This is a genomic window from Micromonospora sp. DT41 (assembly GCF_049841715.1).
Lineage (GTDB): Bacteria > Actinomycetota > Actinomycetes > Mycobacteriales > Micromonosporaceae > Micromonospora > Micromonospora profundi.
Map to the genome: position 1 here is coordinate 151,703 of NZ_JBNCKU010000002.1, position 23,061 is coordinate 174,763.

Consider the following 23,061-nt stretch of genomic DNA (forward strand, 5'->3'; position numbering starts at 1 on the left):
CCGGTTTGGGATGCGAGCGCGTCCCGTTGACCCGGTGCGGCGAGAGCGATAGCGAGCCGCCTGGCCTCGACCAGAGGAGGCGGGGATGAGCGGTCAGGACGTACCCGTGGACGACACGACCCGCGCGGTCCCGGACCGGCGGTGGCGGCGTGACCAGCGATGACCTCCCGATCGGCCGCCGGGTGGCCCGCTGGCGGGTGCGGCGGCAGATGACGCAGCAGATGCTCGCCGACCGGCTGCGCAGGTCGAAGAGCTGGGTGGACAAGATCGAGCGGGGTGCCCGCACCTTGGACCGGTACTCGGTGATCCAGGAGCTGGCCCATGTCCTGCGGGTCGATCCGGAGGTGCTGCTCGGCCAGCCGCAGGGCACTCCGGCGAGCACGCCGGACGGGGTGGACGACATTCGGGCCGCTCTCGCCCGCTACGACACCTCGCAGGCTCCACCGCGGACGGACGAGCTGAGAAGGCAGGTCGGGCACGCGTGGTTGACCTATCAGCACGCGCACTACGGGCAGTTGCTGCGGGTGCTGCCGGGTCTGCTCGACGCCGCCCAGGGCGGGGGGTCGGCGGAGCTGCTGGTGCAGGCGTACCGGATCACCTCGTCTCTGCTGGTCAAGCTCGGCGAGGCCGACCTCGCCTGGCTGGCCGCCGACCGCGCGATGTCCGCCGCCGGCGACGGCCCGCTGCTCGCGGCGACGGCGACCATCTCGGTGGGCCAGGCGCTCCGCGCGCAGGACCGCGACCGCCTGGCCCTGGCCGTGCTGCTTCCCGCCGCCAACCGCGTCCTCCCACAGTCGTCCCACTGTGGTGGTCAAGAGAGTGGCGATCGCACTGCCCGCAAAATTCTTGATCACCAAGGTCAGGGCGAGCACAGGGGGAGGGCGGTGGGCGGGACGTTGCTGGCTACCCGTGAACGCCGTTCCGTTCAACGCACCTGTCAAACGCCCTCAACTCGGCATGTCCGGACACTCCGAGGGCTGCTGGGTGGTCGCGCTTCGCAGCGCGCGGATCGCGGCATGAGCGGATGCTGTGGTTCCTTCGACAGGGCCGCTGGCCTGGTGTCCGTGTTGAGGTCTTCGCTGTGTGGCTCGCTGCGGGGCCCGACAACCGAGGCCGGACAACAACAGGGTTCCGTGAGGCTGCGGGCGTTTAGCGGCTGGCGAGGAAGTCGAGCACCCTCTTGTTGAGCAGGGCCGTGGCTTGGGGGTCGTAGGACGGCAGGCTGGAATCGGCGAAGTAGTGCTGGTCTCCCGGGTACAGGAACAGTTCGGCCTGCGGGGCGGACGCGACGATTTCACGGGCGGCGTCCACGTCGCCCTCGTTCATGAAGATCGGGTCGGCGTCCATGCCGTGGATCTGCACTGGGACGTCGGCCGGCCATGACGAGCCGAACTCCGACACCGGCACGCAGGAGTAGAACAGCAACGCCCCCCGTGCTCCGGGCCGGGTCTGCGCCAGCCTCTGCGCCGGAAGCACGCCCAGAGAGAAGCCGGCGTAGGTCAGATCGCTGGGCAGCTCGTTGGCTATCCGCGTGCCGCGTTCGATGATGTTGCCGAAGCCGAGTTCCTCGGCGTAGGCGATGCCCTCGTTCAGGGTGTGGAACGTGCGGCCGTCGTACAGGTCCGGGGTGTGGATGGTGTGCCCGGCACGCCGCAGGTCGTCGGCGAACGCGAGGAATCCTGAAGTCTGGCCCAGCGCGTGGTGGAACAGCAACACCTCAGCCATGAAATCCCCCTGGTCTTGGGCTGCCGCCGTGTACGGGCACTCTACGACACGGCGGGCGGACCAGCCGTTTTCCGCCTCTGGCGGGACGAGGACTGAGCACATGACCGCTCCTCGGCATGTCCGGACACTCCGAGGGCTGCTGGGTGGTCACACTTCGCAGCGCGCGGATCGCGGCAGATGAGGCAGGTGCGCCTGCGGTGGCGATGTCTAGAGTCTGCGTCGTGACAGACACTGGAGCCGGCGTCGACAAGGGCGTTACCGAGGCGTGGAGGCGGATCGAGGCTGGCCTGAGTCGCGTCCTGCCGGCATCCCTACGGCAGCTCAAGGCCCCGGCCCCGGTACAGGCGATCGATGCGGTGGAGGCCGCGTTGGCCGTGCCACTGCCGCAGGATTTCCGCGCCAGCCTCCGCATCCACAACGGAACCAAGTGGAGGTACGACTCGGGTCAGCTCCAGCCCAGCCCGGTGCCGCTGGATTACCTCTACGACACCAACGAGATCATCGAGATGACCCGGATGTGGCGCGACAACTATCACCCGGAGCCGGAATGGGACGATCCTCAGGTCTGGGCATACCTGGTGGACCAAGGCGAACATCTCTGGCTGAACGGACCGGTGCGACCGATCATCGGTTCGCCGGGCGCAGTGGTCGTGGGCGACATGAATGGCGACGTGCGGTGGCTGCTCGACTTTGATCCGGCACCGGGGGGAACGCCCGGACAGGTGGTTCGGGTCGATGTCGAATGCGCCACGTGGGACGTGCTGGCTCCGTCCTGGACGCAGCTGCTCGTCCGCTACGCCGAGGATCTGGAACTGTTCGCGGCTGATCCTGACAAATCCCCTCTAGAGATCGATCGCCTTGCGGGACCAGAGTGCGAATGGGGCAGCACGCCGTCGGACTCTTGGGGGGTGCGTCCGGCATGGCTGCAGAACGTTCAAGCTCGCAGTCCATGCCCCTGATGACGGCCCGCTGTACGGCTGTCCTCACGGACGAGTGCGCCGCCGATGGCTCGGCTGGGCAGCGTTGGGTTCTGGGTCATCAGACGATCGGATGGCCGAAGGCGATGATCGGCTATTTCCATGTGCGACGGACACCCTGCGACGCTTAGGAAGGAGGCATGGCCAACGAGCGGACCGTTCCCCTGCTGCCGTGCGCATCCATTGACGACATCGAAACCTTCTATGGAGTTCTCGGCTTCCGCACCACGTACAAGCAACGCAAGCCCAACGCGTGTGTGGGGGTTCAGCGGGAAGACCTGCATCTGCAGTTCTTCGAGATCCCCGGGTTTGACCCGGAACAGTCCTATGGCTCCTGTCTCGTACTCACCGCGGACATCGAGGGACTACACCGGGCATTCGCAGCCGGCATGCGCGCCGCGTACGGCAAGGTACTGGTGTCCGGAACGCCGCGGATGACCCGGCCCAGGGCGCGGAAGAACGCCGACGGGTTGGGCGGGTTCAGCGTCATCGACCCGGGCGGCAACTGGATCCGCGTCTTTCGGGACGCCGCCACCGCGCCCATGCCGGTCGCCACGCCTGCCGGGCGGCTGGCCAAGGCCCTAGCGAATGCTGTCGTGCAGGCCGATTCCAGGGGAAGCGTCGGACAGGCCGTTCGGATCCTCGACAGCGCGTTGGCCCGCCCGCAAGCCGACGACGACCCGGCCGAGCAGGTAGAGGTCCTGGTCTACCGCGCCGAACTCGCGGTGGTGCTGCGCGATCCAAAGACTGCGGCCGAGATGCTGGCCCGCGCCCGGTCCGTCACGCTCACGGAAGACGAATCCGAAAGGGCGGCACCCGCGTTCGACAACGCCGCCGACCTCGCAGCAGCACTGTAGTGACTCACCATACGAACGCCTCCCTCATCTCGGCATATCCGGACACTCCGGGCTGCTGGGTGGTCGCGCTTCGCAGCGCGCGGATCGCGGCAGAAGCGGATATCTAGCCGCTCCGCCGTCGATCACTGCCGAATGCATGCCGGTCGCGGTCGCGCCCACCGGCCAAGGTCACCACGTGTCAATCCCCCTGGGCTGGCCTTGTGCAGGGTAGATGCTTCCTATTCGGGGCGGCCGTCGGCGAGCCACTGGGCGAGGCCGCGCAGCCCGACCGCCCACCGCCCGAGGTCGGTGACCTCCGCGTGCCCGGTGACGACGGTGAGCAACTCGGCCACCGCCTCGTCTGGCCGCTGGGCGTCGTTGAGGGTCAGGGCGCGGAAGACGCGCACGGAGTCGGAGTCGGGGAACTCCCTACGGGCGCGGTCGAGCACCGCCAGCGACTCGTCCAGCTCGCCCAGCCACTTCAGCGTGCTGGCGTACTGGCACAGACACCGGCGCAGGACGTCGCCGTCGAGGCCGAGAGCGAGCGCCCGCTCGTAGTAGCCGCGGGCGGTCTGCTCCTGGCCCGCGGTGTCGTAGGCGCCACCCACCTCGTATACGAGGACGGGGTGGTCAGGGTGTTCGGCGAGCAACGCCTGGAAGTAGGCGATCGTCGGCGCCATGTTCGCGCGGTCGCGCTGGTCGTAGCCGCGCTGGATCGCCTCGGTCAGTTCCGGCGTCACATCGGTCGTCACTCCGGTACCCCTCATGCGTACGGGCCTAAAGATCAATTCACCCTATCGCAGCCTCGTCCGCAGGCGCCTACCTGTGGGCCGGCCTAGCATTTGCAGCGTTTGTATCGGAATTTGACGGGTTGCCTCCTTGCCGCCACGTCGACGGTCGAGCGCAGCGCGCGCCATAGTGCAGAACGAGGATGGCCTGCACGATCGCGGTGCCTCGGCGTGGGAGGCAGCGCAATTTGATCAGGATCTTCCAGGTCTTGAGCGTGGCGATCGCGCGCTCACCGCGGGCGCGGATCTTCGCGTGTGCCCGGTTGACCTCCAGTTCTTCTACCTCTTCCGGGGCGCCGAGCGGTTGGCGGCCGCGGCGGACGACGTCGCCGCGGCGGTGCGCGACGGCGCGATGGGAGTGGGCGAGGAGCACGGGCTGCCGCTGCTGCGCTTCCCCCCTGGCCGAGACTGCGGCGGCGCACCTCGCCGCGGAGAACGGCGTGGTCGGTAGAGCGCTCGTCGATCTCACGTGACCAGCGTCGCGGGCCCGGCGGCCCGCGACCGTCACGGTCGGGGCCGGGGTGCTGACGGGTGTGCGTCGAAGTGACACACGGAGAGAATGGGCCAGGTCAGCTTGGCCATCTCCGACGGCGTGTGGGCGCAGTCGCGCTGCAGCCAGTCGGCGGCCACCCCGACGATCGCGCCCGCGACGAACGCGGCGGGCACATTGTGCGGATCGTCGGGCGTGGCCGTGCTCTTGCCGGTCGACCTCTGCAACGCGGCGGCCGCCATGCGGCGCCGGATGTGGTCGATGACGCGGGCACTTCCCTGCGGTCCCAGCAAGCTGCGATACAGGCTGGCGTGCTCGGCGAGAGCAGCGAAGAACGTCTGCAGCGATCCGAGCGGGTCCCCGGTCGCCGGGTCGCCGCCCAGGGCGGTCATCACGTCGACCAACTCGTCGATCATCCCCGTGCAAGCGGCCTCGGCCAGCTCGTGCACGTCCCGGTAATGGTCGTAGAAGGTCGAGCGGCTCACGCCCGCCTGCCCGGCGACGTCGGCGACGCTGATCTGCGACAACTCCCGGTCCTCGGCCAGGCGGATCAGCGCACTTCGCAATGCCGCATGGGTACGCCGTACCCGGCGATCGCCCGCGGCAGGGCCGCCTTCCGTCCTGGACACGTGAGCCAGCCTACATTGCCTACGACTGTAGGTTAACCTACAGTCGTAGGGAAACGTCGACTGGAGGAAGCCATGACCCCCACCCTCGGCATGATCGGCGCCGGCATGATCGGCTCCACTCTGGCCCGCCTAGCCGTGGCCGCCGGCCTGGACGTCGTACTGAGCAACTCCCGCGGCCCCGAGACCCTCGCCGACCTCGTCGCCGACCTCGGCGACCACGCCCGCGCCGGCACCCCCGCCGACGCCGCGCGAGCAGGCGACCTCGTGGTGGCCACCATCCCCCTGAACGCCTACCGTCGGCTCCCCGCGGCGGAACTGGCCGGCAAGATCGTGATCGACACGCTGAACTACTATCCGCAACGCGACGACCGCATGCCGGAGCTGGACTCCAACGAGCTGACCTCGAGCCAACTCGTGCAACGGCACCTGGCCGGCTCGCGCGTGGTCAAGGCGTTCAACAACATCACCTACCTGAGCCTCGGCAAGCTGGCGCGGCCCGCGGGCGACCCCGACCGCAGCGCCCTGCCCATCGCCGGCGACGACATCGCCGCCAAGGCGGAGGTGGCCGCGCTGCTCGACACCCTGGGCTACGACGCCGTGGACATCGGCACCCTCGCCGACAGTTGGCGCAGCGAACCCAACACCCCGGTCTACGTTCAGCCCTACTTCGCCGGAGAGGCACCCAAGGGCCTCGACCGGGAGGAGGCCTACCGGTGGCACGTCACCAACCCCGGCGCCATAGTTTCCGCCGACCAGATCAGAAAACTCACCGAATCGCCCGTACGCGGCACCGCCGGCGGGTACCTGCCCGGGCTGGACGCCAAATGAGCGGCGGGACACCGCGCGCGGCAGCAGAGTGCCGTGATGCGTGACTTCACCGGCCAGACCATCATCATCACCGGCGCAGGGTCGGAATCGGCCGCGCCACCGCCGTCCTCCTGGCCACCGAGGGGATGCAGCTGACCCTGGTCGACCTCGACGAACAGGGCCTGACCGACGGGGTCGTCAACAACGCCGGCATCGAGGGCAAGCACAGCCTCACCGAGGACTACGACCGCGCCCTTCCTGAGTGGGAAGGAATTCCGCTTCGCGCTCAATGCCGCGACCGGTAGCCCCCTGGCAAAGCTTGAGTTGGACTGCATCCTCATTCAGTCCGGGCAGCGTGGGCGATAGCGCGGCTCGGTCACCGGGGAGTTGGGAGCCTGGCGATGTTGACCATGAAGCCCGTCCAACCCGTCCCGTAAGACGATCCGTAACCGGACACGGTGTGCGGGTCACGACGCAGCTCGGAGGGTATCGAGCCGGCGCAGGTCGTCGTCGGACAGGCTTAGGTCGGCCGCGGCGACGTTGGAACGCAGGTGGCGGACGCTGGTGGTCCCCGGGATCGGGATGACCGGCACACCGTGTACCTGCTGCCGGTGGTGCACCCAGGCCAGTGCGACCTGCCCGCTCGTAGTGTCGTGTCTACTGGCGATCTCGCCCAGTGCGGTGCGTAGGCCGCTCGCCACTTGCTCGTCGGCCGTGCTCGGAGGCTGGTGGAGGAGTCCATGACCGTTTGGGGAGTGGGCCACGATGACCACTCCGAGGTCGGCCACTGTAGGCAGCAGCTCCTGCTCGATGTCGCTCTGCACCAGTGACCACTGCTCCTGTAGCGCCGCGATCGGGTGAACGGCGTGTGCGCGGCGTAGGTCGTCCGCCGTCACGTTGGACAGGCCAAGGGCGCGTACCTTCCCCTGGTTGACCAGTTCGGCCATGGCTTCGACGGTTTCCTCGATCGGGACCGTTTCACTGCGATGGTGCAGGTAGTAGAGGTCGATCACGTCGACACCGAGCCGTCGCAGGCTCGCCTCGCTCGCCTGCCGCACGTACGACCGGTCAGCCCGTACATCGAAGCCGCCGGCGAGCTCACCTCGCCATACCAACCCGAACTTGCTGGCCAGCAGCACCTCATCACGGCGCCCTCGGATTGCCCTGCCGACCAGCTCTTCATTCTGGTAGGCATCTGCGGTGTCCACCATCGTGACGCCCGCATCAAGGGCGGCGTGGACCACCGCCACCGGGTCGCGGTCGGTGCCGTCGCCGGTTCCATCGCGCAACCTCATCGCGCCGAATCCCTGACGGCCGAAAGTATCGCGACCCATGGATAAACGCGTTCCCATCTCGGCACTTGGCATGACCCACACCCTAAAACCTCAACCGCAATTGAGGTCCAGTCCGTTAGCGGTGCCCGAGGGCGGGGCTGCGGTCGGCGGGGGAGTGGGCCGTGGGTGGGACGCTGTTGGTCCAGGTTGCGCTTGCCGCCGCCGGCTGCGGAGAGCACCACCGCGCCGACGAGCTGACCGACCGGGCCGCGGGGATCGCCGCCGGCCTGAGGGGGTACGACGACACGTATCGCACCAGCTGCGGGCCGATCGCCGTCGAGTTGGCCCGGGTGGTGGTGGCTGCCGCGAGTGTTGCGCCGGCCGAGGTTCGGTGCCGGCCTCTGGCGCGTACCCTCATCGCCGAAGTCGCCCGGGGGGCACCCGGCGCCGGCCGGCGTGGCGCGACTGGCGACGCTGGTCGGCCTCACCCGCTGACCACCATTGAGCGTCTTCCAACTCACCCCGCCGACCTGATCCGCAGCCACCGCCGCCAGCGCCGTTCGCACTGGCGTCGCCTCAACCCCGGCCAGCAAGCGCTCCTCGCGTTGGCGCATCTGCGCGACGGTGACCCGTTCACCCGGCTGGCCGCCGGTTGACGCCCCATCTCATTTTTGGTAAGACCTTAACATTATGGATGTCGCCACGCTCTCGGCACAACGCCTCGTGCTCACGCTTCACCGTGCCACCACGCTCGTCGACCGCGTCGCTGACGCGCACCTGCGGAACATGCACGACGTGACCCTTTCGATGTTCGCCGCGCTGGTGACGATCCACGCGATCGGCCCTGCGCGACAGAGCAAGATCGCCCAAGCCCTCGACGTGTCCAGAGCGGCGGTGACGCAGCGCCTGGTCGAACTCGTCGCGCGCGGGCTCGTCGAGGTCGCTCCGGATGCCACCGACCAGCGCGCGAATCGCGTCGCCGTCACGGGAAAGGGTCGGGAACTCCTCGACGCGGCATGGAAAGGGCTCGCGGAGATCGACGACGGCATCGAGGACGGTATCGATCTCGAAGCGCTGCAGAGCGCGCTGGACACGCTTGTCGCCAACGCCGCACGCTATCTCGCCGGGCAGGAGGTGACGGCATGAGCGTCGCCGCCATCGTGGCCACTGTTGTACTCACCGCACTCGCTGTGCTCCAGGTGCTCGTCGCGGCCGGCCGGCCGTACGGGCGGCTGGTATGGGGTGGGCAGCACGAAACGCTGCCGCGGCGATTGCGAGTCGGCAGCGCAGTGTCGGTCGTCGTCTACGCCGTCATAGCCTGGGTGCTGCTCGCGCGCGCCGAAATCTTCGGGCCTTTCAGGCCGTTCGTCGGCGTCGCGACGTGGGTGCTCTTCGGGTACTTCGCAATCGGGATCGCGCTCAACGCAATCTCGCGAAGCCGCGCCGAACGCCTGGTGATGACACCAACATGCGTGGTCCTGGCGGCGTGCTCGCTCACCGTCGCGCTCAGCTGAACCCGAGGCTCTTGACCAGCATCTCGACGTCGCGAAGTCCACGGTGTACCACCCGAACCCGGCAAGTGTGCATAGACTGAAGTCCATCTGCCGAACCTCTCGCCGACTGGCCGGCTCAACGGCTGCAGCGCAACGGGCTCGCAACACGGCGGTCGTGCGATAACGGAAAACGTCACTGCGCAGCTACCGGCAGGGCACTTCCGATGGGAACGTCAGCACGCTTCGGTTTCACCACCACCGCACACCACTGGGAGCAGCGATGACCCGGACTGTTCGGAGCAGAGTTCTGGCTGGTATCGCCGTCGGGGCGCTTGCCGCGACGCTGGGCCTGCCCGGCGTCGCCGCGGCCGCGACGACGCACCGGACCGCCTCGGTCTGCGCGCTGCACCCGCTGCCTCTACCGGCGGATATGGTCGGTCGAGCCGTGGAGGTCGACCCGACCGGCCGGTTCGTCGCCGGCCTCGGCTACCGGATCACCGGCGACGTCTGGCAGCCGCTGATGCTGCTCTGGACCGTGCCGCCGCTCCACCCCAGGCCAGGAGTGTGGACCGAACCCCGACTCACCGTCGTCCCCACGGCAGTGGACCACATTCCCAGTAGCATCAACAGGTACGGAGTAGTCGTCGGCAGCGCCTCCGTCGACAACGTTTACCGCCCCTGGCGCTACAGCAACGGCCACTTCGAGTGGTTGCCGGCCCCGACGACGGTCTCCGGCACCTGGGCGGTGGCAATCAACTCGCGCGGCGACGTCGTCGGCTACGGCGCTGTCGAGGAGACCGAGACGACCATCCCGCTGCTCTGGCCTGCCGATCGACCGGGCACCGTCGAGGTGATCGACAGCCCGCCCGTCACCGGCGCGGAGGAGATCCTCGACGACGGCACCATCGTCGGCACCGCGGGCGGCTTTGGCTGGGTACGCCATCCCGACGGAACGACCGACCGGCTCACCGCTCCGGGCGCCCGCTGGTCAGGGGTCTGGGCGGCTCAGGGAACGTGGGCGGTGGGCCGCATCGGCATCAGCGACGACCGCGAGGACGGCACCTGGGTGCGCTGGGACCTGCGGACCGGCGTGGCGAACGCCGTGAACCTGGAGGGGAGAACGCCGCAGGACGTCAACGCCCGGGGCGCAGTGCTCACTGGCCAAACCGTCGTCCACGGCGACCGCATCGTGACCCTGGACGGCGCTGTCCCCGATGCCCGCCTCGTCCTCGGCTGGTCAATCGCCGACAACGGCCTCGTCGTGGGCTCCACGAACGACTCTCGACTGCGCCCAGCGAGCTGGACCGACTGCTGAGAAGACCGGCACCAAGGGTGGGGCGCACGCCACCGCCGAGGTTGCCCGTTGTCACCCGGCGTGGCGCGACTGGCGAAAATCGCTATCCGGTTGCCGGAGCGCACTGGTAGAAAGCCGGGGTGCACAAGACTTTGACGTTCACTGATCATCTGCGGCTGATCGACGAACGGTCGACAGCCTTCCGTGCCGCGGTCGCTGCGGCGCCCAGTCTCGACGTGCCGGTGCCGAGCTGTCCGGGGTGGACGCTGTTCGATCTTGTGCAGCACCTGGGCATGGGTCGCCGCAGGTCGGCCGCCGTCGTCGCCGCAGGGCCGGCCGACGCTCCACCGGAGAAGTCCGCTTGGGACGACGGCGCGGGTGCGCCTCGGGAACGCGACGCTCTCCTGGCCTGGTGGACCGAGTCCGTCGAGCGCCTGACGAGCGGGCTGAGTGAGGCGGGCCCGGACCGCGGCTGTTGGACGTGGTGGGGTGACTCGCAGTCACCGGAAACCTCCGGTGCGTGGGCTCGGCGGCAGGTGCCCGAGATCGCGGTGCACACCTACGATGCCCAGCTCGCCGTGGGGGACCCGGAGCCGCTGCCGGACGAGGTCGCCCTCGACGGTTTCGACGACTGCCAGTTCACCCTCTGCTCGACGGATGTCGCCTGGCCGCACGAACCCGCGGTCGTCGATTACTACGCCACCGAGGGCCGCTCTTGGCGCCTTCGGCTGTCCCGCGACGGCGCACGGGCCGCCCGCCTCGGCGCGCCGGCTGCCAGCGAGGACCTGGACCCGGACACGGCCCACACCTCCGCCCGGGGCACGGCCAGTGACCTGGTCCTGTTCTTCTACGGGCGCATACAGCTGGATTCGCCGAAGCTGGAGCTGGACGGGGACCGTCGCGTCTTCGACCAGCTCATCGCCTGGGACCCGTCCGCGTAACAACGAGCCCATTCATCGTGCGCCTGGACGTGAAGTAGGACGAGGATGGCCCGGACGATCGCGGTGACGCGTCGCGGGCAGTAGGAAAGCTTGACTGGGACTTTCCGGCCCTTGAGGGTGGCGACGGCACGTTCGCCGACGGCTCGGATCTTGGCGTGATGGCGGTTGACGGTCTTCTGCCGTCGGGCCCGGTCGATCGGGACCAGGGCGGCGTCGAGAATCGCGTAGGCAAGCCGGCCGATGCGACGCATCGCCGCGTTCAGGTCCTCGGCGTGCGCCGCGAGCAGGGCCTTTCGGCCGGCGTCGAGGCGCCATCACCGACCTTCGCGCCGGGCGCGTTCGGCGCGCCGGTCGGCCAGGTGGTTCAGGGCGCGGCTGGACGGCGCGCAGCGCCCGCCGATCTGATCCATCGGCCGGATGGTCGTCCCATGATCCGCGCAGCATCAGGGATGCTGCTAGGTGGCAGCGGCGTCGACCGCGCGCCGCACCGGCCGTTCCCCGCCTGGCGGCGTACCACATAGGACGGAACATTCGGGCAGCCCATTGCCATCCAATTCCGCTTCGGTGAAGATGATCAGCCACACGACGTGCACGGGGGCGCAAACGTCGTAAGGTGCGCCCCTGCACATTTGGGGGAAACGATGAGACTCAGTCGGTTGGTCGTCGCGATACTCACAGCGGCCGGATGCCTGGTCGGCCCTTCGGCGGCAGCCGCGGCGCCGCCGTCCGCCCCGGCAGCGTCCTCCGCCCCGGCGCCGTCTTCCATAACGCGGCAGCCCGTCCAGGTGGCCGACTCCGACGAGCCCATCATCGGACAATTCAACATGGCCGGTGGGAGTGACGCCCACGGGCGCAAGGGCCTTGAGGTCGCCGACGCGTTGGCCGCGGACATCAACAGCCGGATGCCCAGGCTCGCGTTCCTGACCATCAACGAAGGCTGCCTGGACTGGCTGGATCGGGTGGAAGCGCTCCTGCCGGACACGTACCGGATGCACTTCGACGCGGTCCGCGGCGGCGACGGCGCCGTCGCGACCTGCAAGCACGACTCGCCGTTCGGCAACGCCATCATCTACAAGCAGAGCGTTCTGCCTGATCCGCAGCCGGTGGCGCACGAGCTGCCCGCGGTGGAGGGCCTCGAGAAGCGCGAAATGCTGTGCCTGCGATCCTTCGCCAAGGTATTGGTGGTCTGCACCGCGCACCTCGTCCATTCTGGGGAGAACGTCGAGCAGCGCAAGCGGGAGGCGGCAGAGGTCAAGCGGGTGCTCGCAGCCCACTACGCCGGCTCCACCGTGTTTCTCGCCGGCGACCTCAACGACGTCCCGGGCTCCGCCGTGCTCAGCAACTTCTACCACCGGAACTACCGGTCCGCGGGGAGCGATGCGGCACACGGTACGTTCAAGGAGGCGTTCAGTCCCTGTCGCAACGAAATTAAGCAAACAACGGAAACGGATGACGACCCGGTCACCTATTGTCGGGGCGGCGATACCACCCATAAACGGCTGGGCACCGTCTTCAGCGACAAACTCGACTACGTGTTCGTGCCGCCGTCGGTGACGGTCCACAGCGTTCAACGGATCTGGTCGTCGCACTCCGATCACGCTCAGTTGTGGACCACGGTGAGCATACCGACGGGTTTCGGACCGGTCCTCGATTCGATCATGGTGGTCGGCGACTCAATCAGCCAGGGCCTTGAGGGCGACTACACCTGGCGGTACCGGCTGGCCGAACACCTGAAGGCGGCCGGGCGTGACGTCATCTTCGTCGGGCCCTACCGCGGGACCACCCGGCTGCCGTCGACCCTCCCGGCGAACTTCCCGGACGAGTCGGCACCGCCCTACTTCAACGGCGTCTACCGCAACGGGCTCACCTTCGATAGCGACCACTTCGCCCAATGGGGACGCCAGGCCCACCAAACCAAGAACGACATCCAGGCTCGGGTAAGCCAGTACCAGCCGAAATACCTCCTCGTCGAGCTGGGCTTCAACGACCTGGGCTGGGGTGTGTCCAACCCGGATGGGCTGATCGCCGACATGCGTAGCCTGATCGCCAAAGCCCGAGCCGGCAGGCCCGACGTCCGCATCCTGGTCGCCACAGTCCCGCAACGCACACCGCTGGACGCGCAACCGGATCTGGGCAGCAAGATCAGCGCGTACAACGCCAAGCTGGGCCCCGCTCTGCAGGCGTTGAATACGGCGACCTCTCCGGTGCGGTTGGTGGACATCGCCGCCGGCTACGACGCGTACACCGATGCCTACGACGGTCTGCACCCGAACCCGCAGGGCGAACACAAGATCGCCAAGGGGTTCGCCAACGTGCTGTGGAACCAGTTCCAGCTCGGTGCCGCTTACACCATCCCCTCCGAAAGCATCCCGCAGATGGTGCCCTACTCGCCCACCTCGATGCGGGCCACCGCCACCGCCAACGGCATCGAACTGCAATGGCAGCACTCCTTCGGCGCCAGTGGCTACTGGCTCTATCAACGTGACGCGACCGCCGGTGAAGGCTTCCAACGACTGCCGTTGCCGATCCCCGCCGACTCGTGGAAGGTCAACTGGGTGGTGCCGGGCCACCGCTACGAGTTCCGGGTCGTGGCCATCCGCGGCAACACGACCGCACCCACGGAATCACCGATCGCCTCCGTGACGGTCGCCAACCTGCAGACCGCGGCCGGCCCGCCGAACGTCAACACCACGGCCGGGCCGGGCTACATCGACGTGAGCTGGGACGCCGCGACCGGGCCGTACAGCGACACCGTGCGCGCGTACACCGTGTACTACCTGGACAACTCCCAGCCGGGCTCCGTCGTCTCGTCGATCTCCACCACCGGCCGCTCGATCCGGCTGACCGGCCTGGTCAGCGGCCATTCCTACACCGTGGCCGTGTGCTCGGTGAACGTGGCCGGGGAGGGAGTGCCCTCGGCCGGACCGACCCGCGTAGTCGGCTAGCGCACCGCGGCAGGGCTTCGCCGCCGACGCGGAACATCAGCTCTCCCGCCGTCCCGGCCGGGGCGCGACAAGCGGTAAACGCTCGTCTCCCGGCCGGGGCGGCGACTCGTCCCGGGTGCCTTGTGAGGTCGAGGCGGTGGCGGTGCTCGCCGAACGGGGCGTACGGGTGACAGTGCTCCGGAGTCCGCGCCGAGGCCGGTTGGGCGTCTGGCCGGAGCCGCTGGCCGAGGCAAGCCGGCCGATGCGCCGCATCGCCGCGTTCAGGTCCTCGGCGTGTGCCGCGAGCAGGTCGACCGCTTCCCGGAGGACGTCCTGCCAGGCCGTCGTGTCGCTGACGGCGAGGCCGCAGGCCAGACGGGCGATGGTGTCACCGTTGCAAAGCTGGGCCAGGGCGAGCAGGGCCTGTCGGCCGGCGTCGAGGCGCCATCACCGACCTTCGTGCCGGGCGCGTTCGGCGCGCCGGTCGGCCAGGTGGTTCAGGGCGCGGCTGGACGGCGCGCAGCGCCCGCCGATCTGATCCATCGGCCGGATGGTCGTCCCATGATCCGCGCAGCATCAGGGATGCTGCTGTCTCCTGGGCGTCGGAGACAGCAGCATCCGGGAACTTGCTCGGATCTTGGCGAGTAGCGGAGCGCCCTGGCCCAGCCGAGGACCGGCCCGCCGCCCGGCTAGGCGAACGACGCGCGCGTCGACCGAGGGTGACCGGGCGTGCATACGCGGCGCTGGTGCCGGGGGCGGAGCGTGCCGGGGCTCAGGCGCAGACCGTGCCGGGGCGGGGCTCAGGGGTGCAACGCCAGGGCCCGTAGGGCGATGTCGACCGAGGCCTGGAGGTCCTCGCGGCTCGCGCCGGCCGCGGCGTGGACGGCGTGCCCTTCGCTGAGGGCCATCACGAACCGGGCCAGGGCGCGGGGGTCCACGCCGTCGGGGAGGTCTCCCTCCTTCGCGGCGCGCGCCAATCGCTCGTGCAGCGCGGCTTCGGTGGCGGCGCGACCGGCGGCCAGGAGCTCGGAGATGCGGGCGTTCTCCGGCGAGCAGGCCAGGCCGCCCTGGATGGAGAGGCAGCCCGCCGGGTGGTCACGGTCGGTGAGGCCGTCGGCGCTGGCGCGCAGGAACGCTTCGATCGAGGCGTACGCCGTCGGTTGGTCGAGCGCGGCGCGGGCGTTTGCCACCTGGGTCTCGTGGTAGCGGGCGAAGGCGCGCTCGAACAGCTGCTCCTTGTTGCCGAAAGCGGCGTACAGGCTCGGCCGGTTGATGCCCATCGCGCTGGTGAGGACGCTGAGGGACGCGCCCTCGTAGCCGTGTCGCCAGAAGGCCTCGGTTGCGCGGTCGAGGACCGTCTCCTCGTCGAAGGCCCGGGGGCGTCCGACGGCGGGCGTCTCAGTGCTCATGGCACCAGTCTACCGCTCGGTACAGATCGTGACCGGGGTCACCAACCGATCAGTACAAAACCCTGTTACGGTTCTCAGCAACCGAGCGGTACAAAACCGGGGCAACCACACGTAGGAGATTCGAATGACCGTCACGCTCATCACCGGTGGCAACAAGGGCATCGGGTTCGAGACCGCCAGACAGCTTCTCGACCTGGGCCACACTGTCTACATCGGCGCAAGGGACGTCGAGCGGGGCGAGAAGGCCGCAGCCGAGTTGGGTGCACGGTTCGTGCAACTCGACGTCACCGACGACGAGTCGGTGAACAGCGCGTTGGCGACCATCGGCTCGGCGGAGGGTCGGCTCGACGTCCTCGTGAACAACGCGGGCATCCTCGGCGACGGTCCCATCGACGGTCCGAAAGCCCTGCGGGTGTTCGACACCAACGCGGTGGGGATCGTCCGCGTCACCGAGGCGGCGCTGCCCCTGCTGCGACAGTCGTCCAACCCGACGGTGGTCACCGTTTCCAGCAGCATGGGGTCCTTCTGGGCTGTCACCAACCCCGAACGGCCCGAGTACAACCTTCCGGCGGCGCTCTACGCGGCGTCCAAGTCGGCGGCCACCATGCTGACGATCCAGTACGCCAAGGCCAACCCGGGCATCACGTTCAACGCGATCGAGCCCGGCCCCACCGCCACCGACATGACCGCCGCCCTCGGAATCGGACGCCCGCCAGCGGAGAGCGCCAGGACCGTCGTACGCCTGGCCACCCTCGGCCCCGACGGCCCGAGCGGAACCTTCACCGACGAGTTCGGCCCCTTGAACTGGTGACACGGAGAAACAGGAGAAAATCTGATGACTGACAACAACCTGCGTGACTGGTACCTGCGCTACGTCGCCGACCTCAACGCCCACAAGTTCGACGGCATGGACGAGTTCATCAACGACACGGTGATGCTCAACGGCGAGCCCGGCACCCGGGACGACGTCCTCGCCGTACAGAAGCACGACGTCGACGCCGTCCCGGACCTGCGCTGGGAGGTCAAGGAACTGCTGTTCGACCGCGACCGCATCGCCGTACGCGCGATCAACACCGGCACCCCGGTGAAGGAGTGGCTCGGTGTGCCGCCGTCCGGCAAGTCGTTCGAGATCGTCGAGTACGCCATCTACAAGGTCAGCGACGGACGGTTCGTCCAGATGACGGCCCTGCACGATTCGGCCGAGATGCTGCGGCAACTCACCGCCTGACAGCACGGATCCCCGGTTGCCGCGTCCGCTCGCTCCCCCGAGCGGACGCGGCAGGACCGCGTCCGCCACCCCGGGCCGACCGGCACGGTGATGAGTTGTCCCGCCCGCACCCGTCATACCTACGTCAGGACACGACGAGGCGGAAGGATGACGCGATGAGTACGGACACGCGGCTGAAGGAGCGGGGCGTGGGCGATCTGAGCGAGGTCGACGAGTCGACGTTCACGGGGCTGGCGCAGCGGCACCGGCGGGAGCTGCACGTGCACTGCTACCGGATGCTCGGGTCCTTCGAGGACGCCGAGGACACCGTGCAGGAGACGTTCCTGCGCGCCTGGCGGCGGCGGGAGACCTTCCAGGGGCGGTCCACGTTCCGGGCCTGGCTGTATCGCATCGCCACCAACGCCTGCCTGGACCTGCTCGCCAAGTGCCGCCCGAAGCCCGCCACCGGCGGCGAGGTGCTGTGGTTGCAGCCCTACCCGGACCGGCTGCTCGACGAACTGCCGGCAGGCGACGCGGACGCGCCGGAAACCATTGCCGTCGCGCGGGAGACGATCGAGCTGGCGTACCTGGTCGCCGTCCAGCACCTCGCGCCGCGCCCGCGCGCCGTGCTGATCCTGCGCGACGTCCTCGGCTGGCCGGCGAAGGACGTCGCGGAGCTGCTCGGGGACTCCGTCAACTCCGTCAACAGCGCCTTGCAGCGCGCCCGCGTCGGCATGCGGGAGCACCTGCCCGCCGAGCGGCAGGACTGGACCGGCGACCAGCAGGACGCCCGGACCCGTGAGCTGGTACGCCGCTTCACCGACGCCAGCGTGGCCACCGACGTGCCGGCGCTCGCCGCGATGCTGCGCGACGACGTCCGCTCCTCGATGCCTCCAACCCCCGGCGTGTACGTGGGACGCGACGCGGTCGTGGCCAGCTGGATCGAGGACGGCTTCGACGGCATGACGGGCCTGCGCGGCATCCCCACCACAGTGAACCGGCAACCCGCCGTCGCCTTCTACCACTGGCAGCAGCAGGAGAACGCGTACCTGCCCCTGACGATCGACGTCCTGCGCGTCACCGGCGGCGAGATCACCGAGATCACCATCTTCCACGACGACCAGTTCCCCCGCCTCGGGCTGCCCGAGCGCCTGCCGGCGGACAGCGCGCAGTAGTCCCGGCGTACGCCCCGACACCGAGTGGAGGAACGACATGAGCAGCACCAATGACACCGGGATCGTCGCGGATCGGACATCGGGCCGGATCGGGCGTACCCATCGATATCGCAGCCTGGTCGGCGTTGGCCTCCTTGCCGCGCTCGTCGCGGTGGTCGCCACCACCCTCGCCGCCGCTCTCGCCCGGGCCGCCGGTGTCGACTTCGAGATCCCCGACGGTGGCGAGAAGATCCCGTTGGGCGGGTTCGCCTTCGTGACCGGCGTCTTCTCGGTCGTGGGCGTCGTCATCGCCGTCGCGTTTCTCCGCTGGAGCGCCCGCCCAGCCGACCGGTTCGTGTGGACGACGGTGGCGCTGACCGCTATCTCGATGGTTCCGCCCCTGCTCTCCGGGGCCGACGCCGCCACCGTCGCCGCCCTGCTCGCGCTGCACCTCGTCCCTGCGGCGGTGATGATCCCCACCCTGGCGCGGAGCCTCCGCGCCCGGACCGGCTGACGATCCGGCGGCCGGGGCGAGGGGGCGCCGAACCGGTCCGGGCATACTCGGTATGCTCTGCCGCTATGCGACCTGGTGATCGGACGGTGGCGCTCGCCTCCGTGGTGGGCGGACTGCTGCTCGGCTTCCTGGACTTCTGCTGGATCAAGTGGCTGCCGTTCCCCATCGCCGAACTCGGCAACTCCACAGCGACCTGGGCGGTTGCCGCCTTCCTCTTCGGTTACTGGGTGCGATCCGGGTGGCTCCGCGCCGCCCTCGGCGCCACCGTCCTGCTCGTCGTCGCCGTGCCCAGCTACTACCTCGCGGCGGCCCTTCTGCAAGGCGACGACCTCGCGGTCCTCTGGGCGCCGACATCGCTGGTCTGGATGTTCTTCGGCGTGCTCGCCGGGGTGGTCTTCGGCACCGCGGGCACCTGGGCCCGGGGCACGGGCTGGCGGCAGGTCGTCGGCGTCGCGCTGCCGGCAGCCGTCTTCTTCGAGGAGGCGGCCCGGTTCGCCGGCAAGGCGACCGACCCCGACTACTCCTCCGGCGCGTGGTGGAACGTCGCCATCGACCTCGCGCTGGGCGTGCTGATCGTCGTGCTCACCGGCCGGTCCCATCGTCAGCGGGCACTCGCCGTCGCGGTGGCAGTGCCACTGGCCGCCGCGATCCTGGTGGCCTTCGCGCTGGCCGGCGGCGCCCTCTCGTAGGACGTGCATCCCGCTTGTCCGCCGTCGATCCTGCAGGCTGGACGCGCTGTCGAAGGCCGTGTTTCACCTGCGGCGGCTACTTGTTGTCCATCGGTGACCTTGGCTGGGCCTGACGGTTGCGACGCGAGCCGATACGCTCGCTGACCATGAGTGAAGGACTGACCGGCCCTCGCGGGCGGGACGCGGGTCCGGTGTGGGGGATCGTCGCCGCCTTCTGCGTCGCGCCCGCCCTCGTCGTGTGGCTCGGGTCGACCGATGCGGCGGAACACGCGGTGTTCGGCCGGGCGGCCTCAGTGACGGTGCTGCTCATCGCGCTGGCGCTGACGGCGGTCGGCGCGGTGGTGTCGGTGGTCGTCTGGTACGGGGCGCGGCAGTGGTCGCGCGGTCGCCGGTGGGCCATCGCCGGGCCGCTTCTCGCATTCGCGCTCCTCGTCGTCGTGCTCGGGATCGGCTGCCTGGCAACGTCGGAGGCGAGCACCGACGTTCTCCTGGGCGTACTCCTGGTGGTGGGTGCGGTGGCCATGGCGGCGGTGGCCCGGCAGGTGGTCCGGGTCCGCGCCACCGCCGGCGGTGACCGGTTGCGGGAGCGGTTCGAGCAGCTACGGGAGGATCGTTCGTGACCGACGACATCGTCCGGTCTTTGCAGGAACTGCGAAGCTACGCCCTCGGCCTCCAGGGCATCCTGAGCGAAGCTCAGGCGAGCATGCCGGAGCAGGTGGTGGCAACCGATGCCACCGGCGCCGTTCAGGTGGTGCTGGGCCCCGACGGATCGCCGGAATCCATCGCCGTGGAGTCGGGCTGGCGGCGGCGACTTGCCGCAGAGCAGTTGACGGCGGCGGTGCTGGAGGCCTGTGAGGCTGCTGCCGTCGAGCGGATGGCCGCGGTCTCCGAGGCGCTGCCCGACGACGCGGCAGACCCACGAGCCGACCAACCGGGGGAGCGTCCTGCCGAGACCTCCGATCCACTGCCCGCCGCAATGCGGGCGCAGGTGGACCGCGCGCAGCCCCGCCCGCTCGACGAACTTGTCGAGGACGTGCTGCGTGCTGCCGACAACATCGACGAGTACGCTGCCCTGTCGCCGATCGCCGCCACCGGCACCGGCACCGACGCATCGGGCCAGATAGTCGTCACCGTCTCAGCGGCCGGTCTGCTGTCGTGCGAGGCGGAGCCGTACTGGCTGGAAACGCAGGGCGGCGCCGACCTGACCGCCGCGCTGACCGAGGCCGTCGCAGCTGCTCGCGCCGATCTGGCGGACGCGACCCGCCAGGCAGCCGGCGCCAACGAACTGGATCAGCTGTTCGCCGAAACCCTGGCAACCCTCAATGACCTGCAACGATCGGCGCAATCCGCGAAGGACCAGACATGACTCCGCCCCCCAGCAAGAAGGACGTCGAGGTCGCCACCGACACGCTGCGCACCGAGGCGGGCATGTGGCTGCGGCACAGCGACACGATGGCTGCCATCACCAGCAGGGCCGAAGGGCTGCGGATGACCGCACTGGAGGCGGGCCTCTTCCAGCTCCTCGTGAAGCCGTATGACGAGGCGGCCGATCAAATCACCTCCCGTTGCCGGGAGGGCCGGCAGCGGATGACCGAGATCGCCACCACGCTGCGCAAGGTCGCCGACACCTACGACGCCGAAGACGCCAGCAACGCCCACGAGCTCAACAACCTTTACTGACCTGGGGATCGATCCGGATGTCATTCACCCTTGCCCAGTACGAAGCCACAATGGACAAGCTCTCGTCCAAGATGACGGACCTCTCGGACAAGCTCGACAAGGTCGATCCGACGGTCCGCCGGGCCGTCGATAGGTGGTTCATCACCCAGGGCATCGCCGATCGCCTGATCTGGGTGGGCAACAAGCTCCTCGAACTCGGCTCGGCGATCCTGGACAAGATCGCTGAACTGCTCAAGGGCGCTGCCGCCCCGGTGACGTTCTTCTTCACCGCATCGGAGTGGCAGGGTGTGCGTGGTCTTGCCACCGACGTGTCCGGCGAACTCAAGCCGGAACAACTCGGCGTGGCGCGCGTGTGGCACGGCCAGGCCGCCGACGCCTACATCAAGCAGATCAAGCCCCAGTCGGATGCCGCAGCCCGGATCGGGGTCATCGCCGACAAGACCGCCACCGCCCTGAACACCTGCGCGGTGGCGGGCCTTGCCTTCTACGTGGCGCTCGCCGTAATCCTGACCAAGTTCATCATCGCGACAATCGCCGCGCTGGCAGCCCTCGGCAGCGTGGTCTTCTCCTGGGCCGGTGCCGCCCTCATCGTCGAGGAAGCCGCAGTCAACACCGGCATGATCATCGCGGCGGTCAGCACTCTGACGGCGGTGCTGGGCGCCCAGGCCAGCCAGATGGTGGCGCTGCACGGGGAAGCGATCGACGCCAGCGCCTTCCCCGGCGGCAACTGGCCGGACGCCGCCCCGGGACACTTCAGCGACGCCACCGTCACCGACGGCGACGCCGACTGGTCCCTGCAGTCCTGACCGTCCCTGCAGTCCTGACCGCGGCTCGGCGCTGACCAGGCGTCAGCGCTGACCGCGGCTCAGCGCTGGCTGCGATCAGCTCCGACCACGGTCGGGTGCGCTCATGTCGCCGGTGCCGGGAGCGCCTTCGGCGAGCCCGTAGCGCAGGTAGACGGTGCCCGTCGGGCTGGCCACCGGTGGGTCGAGGAGGGTGAGGTTTGTGGGCACCTCGCCACCGTCGAACACCTTCTTGCCGACGCCCAGCACGATCGGGTGCACCCAGAGGTCGAGCCTGTCGAAGAGCTTCTCGCGCAGGAGGGTCTGTACCAGGTTGAGGCTCCCGACGACCTTCACGTGCTCGTGCCGGTCCCGGATCTCGCGCACCGCGCCGGCCAGGTCCGGGCCCAGCTGCGTGGACCCCGCCCAGGACAGATCCGGCTCGCCACGGGACGCCACATATTTCGGGACACTGTTGAAGAGCGTGGCGATGGCGTTGTCCTGCCCACCCTCCTGGTGGGGCCAGTACGCGGCGAAGATGTCGTACGTGCGTCGGCCGAGCAGGAGGGCGTCGGTGCCCTCGTACGCGTCGTAGACCTGCGCACCGGAAACCTCGTCCAGCAGGGGTGCCTGCCAGCCACCGAACGGGAACCCCTCCGGGTCCTCGTCGGGACCGCCGGGCGCCTGCCCGACGAGGTCGAGAGTTGCGAACAGCTCGATGTGGATGTGGCCCATGCCCTACCCCCCGGTCGGTTGGTTTGCTCGGTCCGGAGCGTAGACCCGCACACCGACAGAGGAGGGCCGCTCGGCAACCTCAGCCGTACGGAATCGGCGCGTCCGTCGTGATTGGGCGGTGCCCCGCAACCAAATTGATCATTGCCGGGGCATCGGTTATCGTGCCCGTCCGTGAAGTCCTCTCGAATTGCCTCCGCCGTGTTGATCCTCGCCGCCGCAACGGCTCTCGCCGCCTGCGGTGACGGAGATGCGGCGACGACCGCCGGGTCCACGACCACCGCCCCCACGTCCGCAGCAGCTACCTCCGCCGCACCCTCGCCCACCGCGCCCGCCATGAGCGACAAGGAGATCTGCGAGTCGGCGCAGAAGGCCAGCGACGAGATGAAGGCGGAGCTGCTGAAGATCGTCTCGGCCGGTGAGCCGTCGGCGGCCGACTACAAGAAGATCCTCGCGGGGCTGGAGGAGAGGGTGACCACCCTGGCCACGGCCGGCGGCGACAGCAAGCTGGCCACTGCCCTGAAGACGTTCGGCGCCGAAGCGGCGAAGGCCGCGGCGGCAGCGGACCCGGCGACCGCCGCCGACAACCCGGCCTTCGAGAAGGCCGGCAAGGACATCACCACCGCGTGCAAGGCCGCCGGCGTCACGTTCGTTCTCTGACCATCGCAGCTCTGACACCGGCCGGCGTGGCGCACCTGCCCACGCCGGCCGGCGTC

General features: G+C 69.1%; 27 protein-coding genes and 4 pseudogenes. 22 read left to right on the forward strand and 9 right to left on the reverse strand.

The genetic code is table 11. From position 1 onward, the window contains the following. The first annotated feature begins 149 nt into the window (after positions 1-149). The gene (locus tag ACLQ23_RS04585) at positions 150-1,187 is read left to right on the forward strand and encodes a helix-turn-helix domain-containing protein (RefSeq protein WP_355631451.1); all 1,038 of its coding nucleotides are present in this window, start codon (positions 150-152) and stop codon (positions 1,185-1,187) included. On the opposite strand, the gene ACLQ23_RS04590 is transcribed toward ACLQ23_RS04585, so the two are convergent. Beyond that, positions 1,150-1,725 carry a dienelactone hydrolase family protein gene (locus ACLQ23_RS04590; protein ID WP_355631449.1) on the reverse strand — a complete coding sequence of 192 codons (576 nt, stop codon included), beginning with the start codon at positions 1,723-1,725 and terminating at the stop codon, positions 1,150-1,152. The two genes, ACLQ23_RS04585 and ACLQ23_RS04590, sit on opposite strands and share 38 nt — an antisense overlap. 221 nt (positions 1,726-1,946) lie before the next feature. On the opposite strand from ACLQ23_RS04590, the gene ACLQ23_RS04595 reads away from it, so the two are divergent. Together ACLQ23_RS04595 and ACLQ23_RS04600 are read left to right on the forward strand one after the other, a co-directional pair. After that, positions 1,947-2,684 (forward strand): SMI1/KNR4 family protein, encoded by a 738-nt coding sequence (locus tag ACLQ23_RS04595; protein ID WP_167943761.1) that lies wholly within the window; start codon positions 1,947-1,949, stop codon positions 2,682-2,684. Positions 2,685-2,842: 158 nt separating this feature from the next. Then, positions 2,843-3,559, forward strand: a complete 717-nt coding sequence (locus ACLQ23_RS04600) for a VOC family protein (RefSeq protein WP_167943762.1) — start codon at positions 2,843-2,845, stop codon at positions 3,557-3,559. Positions 3,560-3,777: 218 nt separating this feature from the next. Here ACLQ23_RS04600 and ACLQ23_RS04605 read toward each other — a convergent pair whose 3' ends face one another. Together ACLQ23_RS04605 and ACLQ23_RS04610 are read right to left on the reverse strand one after the other, a co-directional pair. Further along, positions 3,778-4,290, reverse strand: coding sequence for a tetratricopeptide repeat protein (locus tag ACLQ23_RS04605; protein WP_209273232.1), 513 nt, complete (start codon positions 4,288-4,290; stop codon positions 3,778-3,780). A 163-nt stretch (positions 4,291-4,453) separates the two neighbouring features. Continuing rightward, a pseudogene (locus ACLQ23_RS04610) lies at positions 4,454-4,594 on the reverse strand (IS5/IS1182 family transposase); the annotation flags it as partial. Here ACLQ23_RS04610 and ACLQ23_RS04615 point away from each other — a divergent pair. After that, on the forward strand, positions 4,580-4,777 hold the full coding sequence (locus tag ACLQ23_RS04615; protein ID WP_209274932.1) for a hypothetical protein: 198 nt from the start codon (positions 4,580-4,582) through the stop codon (positions 4,775-4,777). The pseudogene ACLQ23_RS04610 and the gene ACLQ23_RS04615 sit on opposite strands and share 15 nt — an antisense overlap. Positions 4,778-4,830: 53 nt before the next feature. On the opposite strand, the gene ACLQ23_RS04620 is transcribed toward ACLQ23_RS04615, so the two are convergent. Continuing rightward, positions 4,831-5,445, reverse strand: coding sequence for a TetR/AcrR family transcriptional regulator (locus ACLQ23_RS04620; RefSeq protein ID WP_167943764.1), 615 nt, complete (start codon positions 5,443-5,445; stop codon positions 4,831-4,833). A gap of 72 nt (positions 5,446-5,517) precedes the next feature. Here ACLQ23_RS04620 and ACLQ23_RS04625 point away from each other — a divergent pair, with 72 nt between their 5' ends. Next, a complete protein-coding gene (locus tag ACLQ23_RS04625; protein ID WP_167943765.1) occupies positions 5,518-6,273 on the forward strand; it encodes an NADPH-dependent F420 reductase in 756 nt (251 codons plus the stop codon). Positions 6,274-6,398: 125 nt separating this feature from the next. Beyond that, positions 6,399-6,557 carry a hypothetical protein gene (locus ACLQ23_RS04630; RefSeq protein ID WP_355631445.1) on the forward strand — a complete coding sequence of 53 codons (159 nt, stop codon included), beginning with the start codon at positions 6,399-6,401 and terminating at the stop codon, positions 6,555-6,557. A 162-nt stretch (positions 6,558-6,719) separates the two neighbouring features. Here ACLQ23_RS04630 and ACLQ23_RS04635 read toward each other — a convergent pair whose 3' ends face one another. Beyond that, positions 6,720-7,619 carry an aldo/keto reductase gene (locus ACLQ23_RS04635; protein WP_355631442.1) on the reverse strand — a complete coding sequence of 300 codons (900 nt, stop codon included), beginning with the start codon at positions 7,617-7,619 and terminating at the stop codon, positions 6,720-6,722. Positions 7,620-8,056: 437 nt separating this feature from the next. Between ACLQ23_RS04635 and ACLQ23_RS04640 the strand changes: the two are divergent. The 5 genes and pseudogenes from ACLQ23_RS04640 to ACLQ23_RS04660 form a co-directional block, all read left to right on the forward strand. Beyond that, positions 8,057-8,179, forward strand: a pseudogene (locus ACLQ23_RS04640) (IS5/IS1182 family transposase); the annotation flags it as partial. A 37-nt stretch (positions 8,180-8,216) separates the two neighbouring features. Further along, a complete protein-coding gene (locus ACLQ23_RS04645) occupies positions 8,217-8,672 on the forward strand; it encodes a MarR family winged helix-turn-helix transcriptional regulator (protein ID WP_355631439.1) in 456 nt (151 codons plus the stop codon). Then, positions 8,669-9,040, forward strand: coding sequence for a hypothetical protein (locus tag ACLQ23_RS04650; protein WP_355631436.1), 372 nt, complete (start codon positions 8,669-8,671; stop codon positions 9,038-9,040). Before ACLQ23_RS04645 ends, ACLQ23_RS04650 begins: the two co-directional genes overlap by 4 nt. Positions 9,041-9,299: 259 nt before the next feature. Continuing rightward, on the forward strand, positions 9,300-10,334 hold the full coding sequence (locus ACLQ23_RS04655; protein WP_355631433.1) for a hypothetical protein: 1,035 nt from the start codon (positions 9,300-9,302) through the stop codon (positions 10,332-10,334). 119 nt (positions 10,335-10,453) lie between these two features. Further along, a complete protein-coding gene (locus tag ACLQ23_RS04660; protein ID WP_355631430.1) occupies positions 10,454-11,254 on the forward strand; it encodes a maleylpyruvate isomerase N-terminal domain-containing protein in 801 nt (266 codons plus the stop codon). Positions 11,255-11,274: 20 nt separating this feature from the next. Here ACLQ23_RS04660 and ACLQ23_RS04665 read toward each other — a convergent pair. Next, positions 11,275-11,664 (reverse strand): annotated as a pseudogene (locus tag ACLQ23_RS04665) (hypothetical protein); the annotation flags it as partial. A 375-nt stretch (positions 11,665-12,039) separates the two neighbouring features. Here ACLQ23_RS04665 and ACLQ23_RS04670 point away from each other — a divergent pair. After that, positions 12,040-14,199 (forward strand): GDSL-type esterase/lipase family protein, encoded by a 2,160-nt coding sequence (locus ACLQ23_RS04670; RefSeq protein WP_400276608.1) that lies wholly within the window; start codon positions 12,040-12,042, stop codon positions 14,197-14,199. 228 nt (positions 14,200-14,427) lie between these two features. On the opposite strand, the pseudogene ACLQ23_RS04675 reads toward ACLQ23_RS04670, so the two are convergent. Together ACLQ23_RS04675 and ACLQ23_RS04680 are read right to left on the reverse strand one after the other, a co-directional pair. Then, positions 14,428-14,721 (reverse strand): annotated as a pseudogene (locus ACLQ23_RS04675) (hypothetical protein); the annotation flags it as partial. Positions 14,722-14,978: 257 nt separating this feature from the next. Beyond that, complete coding sequence (locus ACLQ23_RS04680) at positions 14,979-15,587, reverse strand: TetR/AcrR family transcriptional regulator (RefSeq protein ID WP_355629541.1); 609 nt, start codon at positions 15,585-15,587, stop codon at positions 14,979-14,981. A gap of 124 nt (positions 15,588-15,711) precedes the next feature. Between ACLQ23_RS04680 and ACLQ23_RS04685 the strand changes: the two genes are divergently transcribed. The 9 genes from ACLQ23_RS04685 to ACLQ23_RS04725 all read left to right on the forward strand — a co-directional run bounded on the left by ACLQ23_RS04685 (position 15,712) and on the right by ACLQ23_RS04725 (position 21,637). Further along, on the forward strand, positions 15,712-16,398 hold the full coding sequence (locus ACLQ23_RS04685) for an SDR family NAD(P)-dependent oxidoreductase (RefSeq protein ID WP_053655715.1): 687 nt from the start codon (positions 15,712-15,714) through the stop codon (positions 16,396-16,398). A 24-nt stretch (positions 16,399-16,422) separates the two neighbouring features. Continuing rightward, positions 16,423-16,815 carry an ester cyclase gene (locus ACLQ23_RS04690; RefSeq protein WP_053655716.1) on the forward strand — a complete coding sequence of 131 codons (393 nt, stop codon included), beginning with the start codon at positions 16,423-16,425 and terminating at the stop codon, positions 16,813-16,815. 155 nt (positions 16,816-16,970) lie between these two features. Beyond that, a complete protein-coding gene (locus tag ACLQ23_RS04695) occupies positions 16,971-17,969 on the forward strand; it encodes an RNA polymerase subunit sigma-70 (protein WP_167943772.1) in 999 nt (332 codons plus the stop codon). 37 nt (positions 17,970-18,006) lie between these two features. After that, positions 18,007-18,462 carry a DUF6069 family protein gene (locus tag ACLQ23_RS04700; RefSeq protein ID WP_167943773.1) on the forward strand — a complete coding sequence of 152 codons (456 nt, stop codon included), beginning with the start codon at positions 18,007-18,009 and terminating at the stop codon, positions 18,460-18,462. A gap of 65 nt (positions 18,463-18,527) precedes the next feature. Further along, positions 18,528-19,151 carry a DUF6518 family protein gene (locus tag ACLQ23_RS04705; RefSeq protein WP_425880380.1) on the forward strand — a complete coding sequence of 208 codons (624 nt, stop codon included), beginning with the start codon at positions 18,528-18,530 and terminating at the stop codon, positions 19,149-19,151. A 146-nt stretch (positions 19,152-19,297) separates the two neighbouring features. Beyond that, on the forward strand, positions 19,298-19,771 hold the full coding sequence (locus tag ACLQ23_RS04710) for a hypothetical protein (RefSeq protein ID WP_425880381.1): 474 nt from the start codon (positions 19,298-19,300) through the stop codon (positions 19,769-19,771). Then, positions 19,768-20,517, forward strand: a complete 750-nt coding sequence (locus ACLQ23_RS04715; RefSeq protein ID WP_425880382.1) for a hypothetical protein — start codon at positions 19,768-19,770, stop codon at positions 20,515-20,517. Before ACLQ23_RS04710 ends, ACLQ23_RS04715 begins: the two co-directional genes overlap by 4 nt. Next, positions 20,514-20,831 (forward strand): type VII secretion target, encoded by a 318-nt coding sequence (locus ACLQ23_RS04720; RefSeq protein WP_167943777.1) that lies wholly within the window; start codon positions 20,514-20,516, stop codon positions 20,829-20,831. Before ACLQ23_RS04715 ends, ACLQ23_RS04720 begins: the two co-directional genes overlap by 4 nt. 17 nt (positions 20,832-20,848) lie before the next feature. Further along, on the forward strand, positions 20,849-21,637 hold the full coding sequence (locus tag ACLQ23_RS04725; RefSeq protein ID WP_053655728.1) for a hypothetical protein: 789 nt from the start codon (positions 20,849-20,851) through the stop codon (positions 21,635-21,637). Positions 21,638-21,712: 75 nt separating this feature from the next. On the opposite strand, the gene ACLQ23_RS04730 is transcribed toward ACLQ23_RS04725, so the two are convergent. Continuing rightward, on the reverse strand, positions 21,713-22,348 hold the full coding sequence (locus tag ACLQ23_RS04730) for a dihydrofolate reductase family protein (protein ID WP_425880383.1): 636 nt from the start codon (positions 22,346-22,348) through the stop codon (positions 21,713-21,715). A 171-nt stretch (positions 22,349-22,519) separates the two neighbouring features. Here ACLQ23_RS04730 and ACLQ23_RS04735 point away from each other — a divergent pair, with 171 nt between their 5' ends. Beyond that, on the forward strand, positions 22,520-23,005 hold the full coding sequence (locus tag ACLQ23_RS04735) for a hypothetical protein (protein WP_355594886.1): 486 nt from the start codon (positions 22,520-22,522) through the stop codon (positions 23,003-23,005). The last annotated feature ends 56 nt before the right edge of the window (positions 23,006-23,061 follow it).

What these genes read in the sequence shown, in the direction of transcription:
- ACLQ23_RS04630 (WP_355631445.1), top strand. Translation starts at nt 6,399, where the DNA reads ATGCAGCTGACCCTGGTCGACCTCGACGAACAGGGCCTGACCGACGGG.
- ACLQ23_RS04695 (WP_167943772.1), top strand. Translation starts at nt 16,971, where the DNA reads ATGAGTACGGACACGCGGCTGAAGGAGCGGGGCGTGGGCGATCTGAGC.
- ACLQ23_RS04650 (WP_355631436.1), top strand. Translation starts at nt 8,669, where the DNA reads ATGAGCGTCGCCGCCATCGTGGCCACTGTTGTACTCACCGCACTCGCT.
- ACLQ23_RS04590 (WP_355631449.1), bottom strand. Translation starts at nt 1,725, where the DNA reads ATGGCTGAGGTGTTGCTGTTCCACCACGCGCTGGGCCAGACTTCAGGA.
- ACLQ23_RS04705 (WP_425880380.1), top strand. Translation starts at nt 18,528, where the DNA reads ATGCGACCTGGTGATCGGACGGTGGCGCTCGCCTCCGTGGTGGGCGGA.
- ACLQ23_RS04730 (WP_425880383.1), bottom strand. Translation starts at nt 22,348, where the DNA reads ATGGGCCACATCCACATCGAGCTGTTCGCAACTCTCGACCTCGTCGGG.
- ACLQ23_RS04700 (WP_167943773.1), top strand. Translation starts at nt 18,007, where the DNA reads ATGAGCAGCACCAATGACACCGGGATCGTCGCGGATCGGACATCGGGC.
- ACLQ23_RS04655 (WP_355631433.1), top strand. Translation starts at nt 9,300, where the DNA reads ATGACCCGGACTGTTCGGAGCAGAGTTCTGGCTGGTATCGCCGTCGGG.
- ACLQ23_RS04635 (WP_355631442.1), bottom strand. Translation starts at nt 7,619, where the DNA reads ATGCCAAGTGCCGAGATGGGAACGCGTTTATCCATGGGTCGCGATACT.
- ACLQ23_RS04710 (WP_425880381.1), top strand. Translation starts at nt 19,298, where the DNA reads ATGAGTGAAGGACTGACCGGCCCTCGCGGGCGGGACGCGGGTCCGGTG.
- ACLQ23_RS04680 (WP_355629541.1), bottom strand. Translation starts at nt 15,587, where the DNA reads ATGAGCACTGAGACGCCCGCCGTCGGACGCCCCCGGGCCTTCGACGAG.
- ACLQ23_RS04625 (WP_167943765.1), top strand. Translation starts at nt 5,518, where the DNA reads ATGACCCCCACCCTCGGCATGATCGGCGCCGGCATGATCGGCTCCACT.
- ACLQ23_RS04690 (WP_053655716.1), top strand. Translation starts at nt 16,423, where the DNA reads ATGACTGACAACAACCTGCGTGACTGGTACCTGCGCTACGTCGCCGAC.
- ACLQ23_RS04685 (WP_053655715.1), top strand. Translation starts at nt 15,712, where the DNA reads ATGACCGTCACGCTCATCACCGGTGGCAACAAGGGCATCGGGTTCGAG.
- ACLQ23_RS04720 (WP_167943777.1), top strand. Translation starts at nt 20,514, where the DNA reads ATGACTCCGCCCCCCAGCAAGAAGGACGTCGAGGTCGCCACCGACACG.
- ACLQ23_RS04725 (WP_053655728.1), top strand. Translation starts at nt 20,849, where the DNA reads ATGTCATTCACCCTTGCCCAGTACGAAGCCACAATGGACAAGCTCTCG.
- ACLQ23_RS04600 (WP_167943762.1), top strand. Translation starts at nt 2,843, where the DNA reads ATGGCCAACGAGCGGACCGTTCCCCTGCTGCCGTGCGCATCCATTGAC.
- ACLQ23_RS04645 (WP_355631439.1), top strand. Translation starts at nt 8,217, where the DNA reads ATGGATGTCGCCACGCTCTCGGCACAACGCCTCGTGCTCACGCTTCAC.